This is a genomic window from Propioniciclava sp. (assembly GCF_029977985.1).
GTDB lineage: Bacteria > Actinomycetota > Actinomycetes > Propionibacteriales > Propionibacteriaceae > Propioniciclava.
Genome location: NZ_JARKOT010000089.1, coordinates 21298 through 30336, shown reverse-complemented (window position 1 = coordinate 30336; position 9039 = coordinate 21298). Strand labels below are relative to the sequence as shown.

At 71.1% G+C, this 9039-nt stretch carries 9 protein-coding genes and 2 pseudogenes; 6 read left to right on the top strand and 5 right to left on the bottom strand.

All coding sequences use genetic code 11. From position 1 onward, the window contains the following. Positions 1-53: 53 nt before the first annotated feature. Positions 54-272, bottom strand: a complete 219-nt coding sequence (locus Q1K57_RS05245; RefSeq protein ID WP_300079770.1) for a hypothetical protein — start codon at positions 270-272, stop codon at positions 54-56. A 167-nt stretch (positions 273-439) separates the two neighbouring features. On the opposite strand from Q1K57_RS05245, the gene Q1K57_RS05240 reads away from it, so the two are divergent. Continuing rightward, the gene (locus Q1K57_RS05240; protein WP_300079768.1) at positions 440-1951 is read left to right on the top strand and encodes a hypothetical protein; all 1512 of its coding nucleotides are present in this window, start codon (positions 440-442) and stop codon (positions 1949-1951) included. A gap of 82 nt (positions 1952-2033) precedes the next feature. On the opposite strand, the gene Q1K57_RS05235 is transcribed toward Q1K57_RS05240, so the two are convergent. From Q1K57_RS05235 to Q1K57_RS05220, 4 genes are all read right to left on the bottom strand, one after another. Further along, entirely contained in the window at positions 2034-3296 is a 1263-nt protein-coding gene (locus Q1K57_RS05235) for an ATP-binding protein (RefSeq protein WP_300079765.1), read from the bottom strand. 188 nt (positions 3297-3484) lie between these two features. Then, positions 3485-3910, bottom strand: a complete 426-nt coding sequence (locus tag Q1K57_RS05230) for a type II toxin-antitoxin system VapC family toxin (RefSeq protein WP_300079762.1) — start codon at positions 3908-3910, stop codon at positions 3485-3487. Continuing rightward, positions 3907-4146 (bottom strand): Arc family DNA-binding protein, encoded by a 240-nt coding sequence (locus Q1K57_RS05225; protein WP_300079758.1) that lies wholly within the window; start codon positions 4144-4146, stop codon positions 3907-3909. Before Q1K57_RS05225 ends, Q1K57_RS05230 begins: the two co-directional genes overlap by 4 nt. A gap of 64 nt (positions 4147-4210) precedes the next feature. Beyond that, on the bottom strand, positions 4211-4660 hold the full coding sequence (locus Q1K57_RS05220) for an NAD(P)-binding domain-containing protein (protein ID WP_300079755.1): 450 nt from the start codon (positions 4658-4660) through the stop codon (positions 4211-4213). Positions 4661-4792: 132 nt separating this feature from the next. Here Q1K57_RS05220 and Q1K57_RS05215 point away from each other — a divergent pair, with 132 nt between their 5' ends. From Q1K57_RS05215 to Q1K57_RS05200, 5 genes and pseudogenes are all read left to right on the top strand, one after another. Next, positions 4793-6004, top strand: a complete 1212-nt coding sequence (locus Q1K57_RS05215; protein WP_300079752.1) for an HNH endonuclease signature motif containing protein — start codon at positions 4793-4795, stop codon at positions 6002-6004. A 239-nt stretch (positions 6005-6243) separates the two neighbouring features. Beyond that, on the top strand, positions 6244-7131 hold the full coding sequence (locus tag Q1K57_RS05210) for a HAMP domain-containing sensor histidine kinase (protein WP_300079748.1): 888 nt from the start codon (positions 6244-6246) through the stop codon (positions 7129-7131). Then, a complete protein-coding gene (locus tag Q1K57_RS05205; RefSeq protein ID WP_300079746.1) occupies positions 7128-7841 on the top strand; it encodes a response regulator transcription factor in 714 nt (237 codons plus the stop codon). The genes Q1K57_RS05210 and Q1K57_RS05205 overlap by 4 nt, the downstream gene beginning before the upstream one ends. Positions 7842-7958: 117 nt before the next feature. Next, positions 7959-8609 (top strand): annotated as a pseudogene (locus tag Q1K57_RS15700) (extracellular solute-binding protein); the annotation flags it as partial. A gap of 43 nt (positions 8610-8652) precedes the next feature. Continuing rightward, positions 8653-9036: pseudogene (locus Q1K57_RS05200) on the top strand (ABC transporter substrate-binding protein); the annotation flags it as partial. Positions 9037-9039: the final 3 nt, after the last annotated feature.

The window sequence follows — 9039 nt, the reverse complement described above, 5'->3', positions numbered from 1 at the left end:
AGTTCGTCCGCGGTGCGCCGGACGCCGTAGCCGGGGGTGTCGCGCTGGATCCGTCAACCCTCCGACAGCGGGGTGACCACGACCGGGTCGAAGCCGATCGCGTCCACGATCCCGGCGACCGTCTCGGCGGCGTCGGTGTCGTCGGCGAACACGGCCAGGCCGCGGCGCCTGGGTGCGCCGGCGGGGCGGGCATCGTCGAGGCCGGCCAACGGCTCGACCGGGACGGGGGTGGAGCCGATGTGGCCGGCACCGATGAAGCCGATGGTGGTCATGGTGTGGGAACCCCCGGATCGGCGGGGGCCCTCACCATCCAGATCCTCAATCAGCCCCAGCGGGCTGGCCGATCATCCTTTCCGCGCTTGAGGTGATGACAACGCGAGCTCTCGTCGCCCGGTGGGCGGGAGCGAGCTGTCGAGGCGGTCCCGGTAGGCTCCGGGACGTGCCGAAGAAGCGACGAGAACACCGGGCGACGAGGGCTGCGCTGACCGCGGCGGGCGTCGTCCACAAGCCGGGGCTGGCGGACGAGATGCTGCGGGAGCTCGCGCCGTTCCTGGCCGAGGAGGGTGTCGATCTCAACGATCCCGACGGCCTCGATCTGGACACCCTGAACGCTGCGCTTGCCCGTGCGACTGCGCGCTTCAACGCGAGCCTGCCCGACCTGCCCGTGGTGGGTGGGCCGCCGTCGGGTGGGGCCGGTGCCGGTTCACCGTTCGTGAAGCGTTCAGCCTCCTCCGGCGTGCCCGCGTCGGGGGTTCGTGACATCGGCTCGGCGCGGAGTGCGTCCGGGTCGGCGTCAGGACCGGGGGCGCGGGGGCGCGGTGTGTCCGGGAGCAGGGCTTCGGACCGTTCGCTGGTGCGGGAGTTCGAGCGCTGGCTCGGCCGGCAGGCCGAAATCGCGGCCCCGAGCCCCCGCGAGGAGTCCGGCTTCTTCGCCGAGCTGCTCAAGGTCGCCGCCCACTACGGTTTCGATCCGCGCACGCCGGCGGGTGTAGGACATCTGATCGACCTTCTGGCCGGCACCGAGGCGCCGGACTCCGAGGGAACGGTCGACGCCGCGCTCGAGGTGCTGCACGACTACGTCCACTTCCAGCAGGAGACCAATGGCGAGCCGGTGGCCTGGGTCGACGTCCATGACCAGCTCGAGGCAGCGATCGTCGAGGACTCGTTCCCGGGTGCGTCCATCCTGGACGCTGCGCTCGCCGACAGCGACCTGCTCGACGAGGACGTGCGGCGGACGGCGCTCGCCGGGACGGTGCTCTGCGCGCGGGTCGGCGAGCTGCTGGAGTGGATCGGGCGCGGACGCAAGGTCGCGCCGTCCGGCGGTGTGCAACGGGTCGACATCGCCCACGCCGCCGGGCTGCTCGGCATCGCCGCGATCGGGGCGGCGAAACCGTCCACCGACGCTCCGGACGCGCCGGCGCTGCTCGAGGTCGAAGGCGGGCCGGAGACCCCGGCGGCGAGTGCGCTCCGCGCCCGCGCGATGAAGGACGTCCCCCTGCTGCCCTCGTGGTGGATGGCGCTCGGCGGGGCGGACCTGATCCGGGTCAACGGCACCCGGGTGGTGGCAGGGCCGTCCGCGGCCGATTGGTCGGCCGGGTCGCTGCCGCCGCTGGAACTGGCCGAGACCGTCGTCGGGCTGACCGTGGCCGGGTTCATCTGCGAGGATCTGCAACACCGCCCGGCGCGGTTCGCCGACGAGGTGACCGGGTTCATTCTCGGCCGGCTGCTGAACGCGCTCGCCCCCGACGAGGTCGAGACCCCCGAGTACGACAACGACTTCGACCGGCTGCTCGACGCACGCGCGCTGCACGCCCTGCGGTACCTGGTCGACGTGGGCGTCCTGGAGCCGGACGGGACGGGCGACGTGGTCGTCCCCGAAGGACTGCGCGGCACCGTCGCCCGCGGGGTCGCCGCCGCCGTCACCATGCTCGGCGGCGTCCCCGAGGATTGAGCGGGCTGGGGGAGACCACCGCCTCGCTCGAACGCACGGCTGACCGGGATCCGCGACCTGGGCGCGGGACAGGGGTCGCGGCTCACGCCTCCCAGAGTGCTGCCAGCGGGACGGCCCGGTTCCGGGGCCCGAACGGCACGGTGGCCGTACCGGTGTAGAGGACGATCCCGACGACGAGGTCAGTGCCGATCCGCCCGGCGAGATGGTTGATGCCGCGGAAGTCGTCGGCCCGGACTGTGGACGCCGCCTTCACGTCGATGGCCACCACCTTGCCCTGTCGGTTTTCGAGCAGGATGTCCACCTCGACCTGGTCCTTCGTCCGGTAGTGGAACAGGTCGGCACGCTCGCCTGACCAGGTCAGCTGCCGAGCCAACTCCATCGCCACGAATCCCTCCAGAAGTCCACCCAGCGGACTGTCGAGGAGCTGCAGCCCGGCGGCGTCATGGCCGAGGACGTTGGCAGCCACGCCGGAATCGACGAGGGCAACTTTCGGAGTGCCCACCTCCCGCCTCGACAGGCTCCGTGCCCACGCCGGGATCCGCTTGATCAGGAAGACCTCCTCCAGGAGGTCGAGATAGCGCCGCACGGTCGGCGCGGTGATCGTCAGGCCGTTCGCGAGATTCCCGGGCACCAGCAACTGACCTGAACGCGCAGCGACGAGCCTCAGCAGCCGGCGCAGGTCCTGCGCACGCTCGATCTGGGCAACCTGGAGCACGTCCCGGTTGATCAGGTCGGACACGTACTCGTCCAGGAATCGCTGTCGGCGTCGTTCGGGCCGTGCAACCGCCTCGGGGAATCCTCCGCGGACGAGCCGGGAGACATACCCTGCGCGGGTCTCGGATGAGGTGTGGCTGAGGTCGGGACCGTCAGCGAAGGCTGCGTCCACGAACGTCTCGGCGGGTCTCTTGTCGATCTCGCCCTGCGACAGCGGCCACAGTTCGATGGTCTCCATGCGCCCAGGCAGGGCGTCGGGCACGCTCTTCATGCCGGGCAGTCGTGCCGAGCCGGTGAGCAGAAACCGGCCCGGGCGGGGGTTGGCGTCAACCGACTCCTTGATCGCCAGGAGCAGGTCGGGGACGCGCTGCACCTCATCGATCACCAGGGCCGAAGACCCGGCGACGAACTCTGTCGGATCATTGATCGCCGCCTGCCGCCAGGTCGCGGAGTCGAGGCTGCGCCACTGCGCACCGGAGTCGCGTGCCACCACGGCCGCGAGAGTGCTCTTTCCGCACTGCCGTGCACCGTTGACCAGAACCACTCGTGTGTCCGCCATCGCCTCGCGTACGAGACCCTCCGCACGGCGCTGGAGCACCTCGCCGAGCGGCGGCGTCGCGATGGTGACCACGGGCCAAGTATGCCATGAGCTTTCTTCTGGCCAAGCACTTCTCTTTCTTTTAGACGCACGCCCGGCGTTCTTCTGGCCGACGGCCGCCTGCCCGACCAGGCTCCTGCGGCGAGCGCGTCCCGACGAGTGCCCTCGGCGAGCCGAGGCGTCGTTGGGTGCGTCCGTCGAAGCCGGCATCCTCGACGGGCTCAGGGAACGACGGGCGTGTCCCACGGGTTGACGAGGGGGACGCCCATGCCCTCGAAGTCGGGCGTGTTGCGGGTGGCCAGCGTGGCGGAGGTGCAGCGGCAGATGGCGCAGATCAGGGCGTCGAAGCCTGCCGCCGGACGTCCGAGGGTGCGTCGGGTCGCGACGATGGCTGCGTAGTGGCCGGCGGCCTCATCGGTGAGGGGGAGGCAGACGCCGAGCTGTGACAGGATTCGGGTGACTCCGGCTTCCAGGCCGTCTCTGCGGGCGCCTCGGGGGAGCAGGGCGATGCCGGCGAGGAGTTCGGCTCGCGTGATCACGGTGGTCACAGGCGGTTCGGCCAGGCCGTCCAGCCAGGCCAGGACGCGCGGGTCGGCGTCCGGGCCGCGGAGGGCCTCGGAGACGACGTTGGTGTCGAGGACGATCACAGCTCGGCCGCTCGCGCGGCGTCCCTCGGATCGATCGGAAGGTCGACGCCACCGACGCTGCGTCCGAGCTCGACCAACTGCTGGATCCACGAGATGTCGGCACCGGCCGGCTGGTTCAGCGACGTGACGAGGATGTCGCGGGCCTCTGCCTCCATCGAGCGTCCGTGGGCGGCGGCGCGCAGCCGCAGCTTCTGCTTGGTCTCGTCCGGGAGCTTGCGGATGGTGATCGCGGTCATGTTGCAATGATATCAATGCAAGCTCCAGGCCTGGCCGACGTCACCTCGCACAGTCTCAGCTCGCTCAAGATCTCGAACCGGGCGTGCCGGCGGGACGGGCGTCGTCGAGGATGTCGCCGAACCTGATGTGGTTGAACGCCTTCACCACCTTCGAGGTGGGCAGGTGCGCCTGCAGCAGCTCGGCCGTGGTGGTCGACTCGTCCTCGAGCGGGGCGATCCGGCCGTCGCGCTGCGGGTAGTAGTTGTTCGTGTCGATCACGACCTTGCCGGCCAGCGGCTCAACCGGGACGCTGCCGATCGCCCGCAGCGGGATCGTGACCACCGCGATGTCTGCCGCGCCGGCCGCCTCCTCGGAAGTGGCGGCGCGTGCGTTCGGGCCCAGGCCTGCGACCAGCCCGGACAGGGTCTCGGGCCCGCGGGAGTTGCTCAGCACGACGTCATAGCCACGCGTGACGAGGGCACGCGCCAAGGTGGAACCGATGTGCCCGGCAAGGATGAATCCGATGGTGGTCAAGGACTGGTCAACCCCCGGGTCGGTGGTTGGCATCCCGAGGCGACTGCCTGAGGACGACGAGAAGTTATCCACAGATTCGAGGGTTCGTCGGTATGTTCGATTTCTGTCAGTGGTGGCTGTTGTACTTGATTCATGGACACGACGGGGCTGCTGGCAGCGGGGAGCGTGATCGACCAGATCACCGCCTTGCTCGACCGGGTCGACTCGTCCCGGGGCGGTCTCGACGGAGCCACCCGGTTGGCGTGGGTACGCGCGGCCCGACGCGCGCACGAACGGCTCGGCGCCCTCACCGCGATGCTCGTCGGCGAAGCCGACCGCGCGCAGGCCGCCGAGCACACCTCGGGAACGCCGCTGGCGTCGTGGCTGGGCACGGGGGAGGTCTTGTCCCGGCGTGAGGCGAACGCCGCGGTCCGGGCCGGACGCGAGCTGGCCGAGCACCCCGAGTTGGCTGATGCGGCCACCGGCGGGCGCGTGACGTCGGGGCAGTCGCGGGCGATCGGACGGGTGCTGGACGAGTTGGCGCCCCAACTCGACGCCTCCCAACAGGCCCACGCCGAGCAGGTCATGGTGGAGCTCGCCGATCGGATGGACGCCGACCAGCTCCGCCGCGCCGCCGCCACCGTGCTCGCCAGGGTCGCACCCGCCGACGCCGACGAACTGCTGGAGACCAAGCTGCAGCGCGAGCACGAGGCCGCCGTGCGGGGGCGATCCTTCCGCTACTGGCACCGGGGCGGGTCGATGCACTTCGAGGGGTCGCTGCCCCGCGTCGACGGCGCGGAGTTCATCGCCCTGATCGACGCCCACACAGAGAAGCTGCGCCGAGCCGCCGTCGAGACCCGCGATCCGCTGCTCACGGTCACCACGCCCGAGCAGCGCCGTGCCGACGCGCTCACCAGCCTGGTCCGCGCGGCCGCGGACACCAAGCCCGGCGACGGTGTCGGCTCGGCGCGCGTTGTGGTCACCCTCGACTACGAGAAGCTCCGTGCCGACGCGGCCGGGGCCGGGGCCGGGCTGATCGGGCCGGACGCGAAGCTGTCCGCCGGCGAGCTGCGCCAGCTGTGCTGCCGGGCGGGCCTCATTCCTGCCGTACTCGGTGGCGCTTCGGAGCCGCTCGACGTCGGACGCGAAGCCCGGCTGGTCACGCCCGCCCAGCGCGTCGCGTTGACCGTGCGCGACGGCGGCTGCGCGTTCCCGGGCTGCGACGTCCCCGCGACCCGATGCGAGGCGCACCACATCGTTCCCTGGTGGTGCGGCGGCCGCACCGACCTTTCGAACCTCGTCCTGCTTTGCCGACATCACCACGGGATGGTTGAACCCGCCCGTTACGGTGTGCGCGACCAGTGAGGTTCGGATGGCGCTCGACGGGCTCCCGGAGTTCGTGCCGCCCGCACGGTACGGCGGCGACCGCCGTCCGATGCGCAACTGGCGCGTGACCGAGCTCGAGGACACTGGCTGAGGCGCGTCCGAGGGCGGCCGGCGGCGCACCCGGACGGCTCACAGCGCCGAATCGGTCGAAACTCACAACCTTCCGGTGACCCGGGGATCGCGGCGGGAGCCTGGTGGAGACGGGAGCCTGGGTAGAGATGTGTACGACTCTGAGTGAAAGGCTCATACTTGGTGCCTTCGACCTGTGCCATCAGTGGACCCCCCACGAGACAGGGCTGTCCGTCGTCGCCCTGCTTCTCGCCGAACGGTGGCGGCGGCGGGCGTTGGCGCTCACGGTCGAGAACGAGCGCTGGCGCCGGATCGCCCGCGAGCGCGCCGACCGCGTCTCCGTCGTCAGCCACGAGATACAGACGCCGCTCGCTCTCATCGGCGGCGCGAGCGAACTCCTCGCCGACGGCACCGCCGGCGCACTCACCCCGCAGCAGGCTGCGCTCGTCGACACCATCGGCGTCAAGACCTCCGAGATGGCCACCCTCGCCGCCGACCTGCTCGCCGACGCCCGCATCGACGCCCAGATCTTCCACCTGCGCACCACCAGCGTCGACGTGGGCCGGGTCGCTCGAGCCGTCGTCCGCGACCTGCGGCACCTCTACCCCAACCAGATCACCTACTCCGCACGCGGAGCCGCCGCCCGCATCCTCGGCGACCAGGAACTCATTGCCCAGGCCCTCACCAACCTCGTCACCAACTCCGCCCGCCACGCCGGCGCCGACGCCCGCATCGCCGTCCGCGTCCGGCGCACCGACGGCGGCGTCCTCGTCAGCGTCAGCGACGACGGCACCGGCATGTCGCCCGAACAGACCCGCGACCTGTTCCGCCGCACCCTCGCCGGCAAGAGCCCGTCCGGTCACGGCCTCGGCATGCTCATCACCCAGCGCATCGTCGAGCTCCACGGCGGCCGCTGCCTCGTCGACTCCATGAGCGAAGCAGGCACCACCATCTTGTGCAGTCTCCCCTCGGGCCTCGACGACAGCGGCGGCCCGGGCGACCGTGAACCCGACGACCTGCGAGGATTGGGCGAGTGAACACCGAGGGGGCGCTGGTGCTCGTCGTGGACGACGAGGCGCGCATGGTGTCCATGCTCCAACTCGCTTTGGACGCCGCCGGTCACCGCACCCTCACCGCCACGAGCGCGGACGCCGCCTGGCGCGCCCTCGCCTCGGCACCCGTCGACCTCGTCCTCCTCGACGTGATGCTGTCCGACGGCAGCGGCGTCGACCTGTGCCGCCGCATCCGCGAAACCTCGGACGTGCCCGTCATCCTGCTGACCGCCCTCAGCGACACGGTCGACCGCGTCTGGGGTCTCGAGGCCGGCGCCGACGACTACATCGCCAAACCGTTCAGCCCGCGCGAACTCGTCCTACGGGTCGGCGCCATCCTGCGGCGCAGCACCGAGCGGGCGCGGCGTCCCGTGGTCCACACGCGCCGTGCGGCGGGCAACGTCGTCCTCGACGCCGCCCTCTCCCTCGGGCGCCTCGGCGATCGCGACCTCCACCTCACCCCCACCGAGTTCAAACTGCTCTGCCTGCTCGCCGAACGCCCCGGGCGGACCGTCCCCCTCGACGTCCTCGCCAACGCCATGGGACACGAGGGCGAGGGCTGGGGCGCTCGGGCCGCACTCCGCACCGCCGTCTACCGCCTCCGAGGCAAGCTCGAAGAGCCGGGCGGCGGCGTCGAGATCGAGTCCGAGCACGGCCGCGGTTACCGGCTCGTGATCCGCGAGCCCGGCCGGTGACGACCATCACGCAATCGTGACGTTCGGCCCTGCGCCGGCCCACCCACACCCCGGACGCCGTTCCTAGACTCCCATGCCGTGAAGGCCCGCACCCCGGGCAGGTCAAGGGAGATCATCATGGCAAACCGTTCACTGGTCGCCGTCGCCGGCGGCACTGCAGCACTCGCGCTCGCCCTCACTGGCTGCGTCGTCGAATCGGGCTCGACCGGCACGGCCGGCACCACCGCAGGGAGCGGCGGGGCGGCGTCCGGTTCGATCACCGTCGCCTGCGGCGCGATGGAAGAGGTGTGCGACGCCTGGACGAAGGCGTTCACCGCCGAGACGGGCATCCAGGCGTCCTTCGTGCGCCTCAGCTCCGGCGAAACCGTGGCGCGCCTCGCGGCCACCAAGAGCGCCCCCGAGTTCGACGTCTGGCACGGCGGGCCCGCCGACGGGTTCGGTGCGGCGTCCGAGCAGGACCTCATCCAGCCCTACGTGTCGCCCAACGCGGCCGCGATCCCCGAGAAGTACAAGGACGCCGACGGCACCTGGACGGGCGTCTACGTCGGCACGCTCGGCTTCTGCTCGAACAAGGCCGTCCTCGACGAACTCGGACTGGGACTGCCCGATTCGTGGGAGTCGCTGCTCGACCCCAAGCTCAAGTCGCAGGTGTCGACGGCGCACCCGTCGACCTCGGGCACTGCGTTCACCACCTTGTGGACCCAGGTCACCCGTCTCGGCAGCGAGGACGCCGCCCTCGACTACATGAAGAAGCTGCACGCCAACGTGCTGCAGTACACCTGGGTCGGGCACCGCCCCCGGGCAGGTCGCCGGCCGCGGCGAGGTTGCCGTGGGCATCGTCTTCAGTCACGACTGCGTGCTCTACAAGGAGCGTGGCATGACCGACCTCGAGGTCTCCTTCCCGTCCGAGGGCACCGGCTACGAGGTGGGCGGCGTCGCCATCATCAAGGGCACCGACAACGCCCCGGCCGCGCAGGCCTACGTCGACTGGGCGCTCACCAAGGAAGCCCAGGAGCTCGGCCCGAGCGCCGGCTCGTACCAGCTGCCCACGAACCCGGACGCCGCCATCGACCCGCGCATGGTCGACCTGGACAGCGTGAAGCTCGTCGACTACGACTTCGCAGCTGCTGCGGCCGCCAAGGCGGAACTGACGGCCCGGTTCGACACCGAGGTCGCTGCCCAGCCGAAGGAGTGAGCT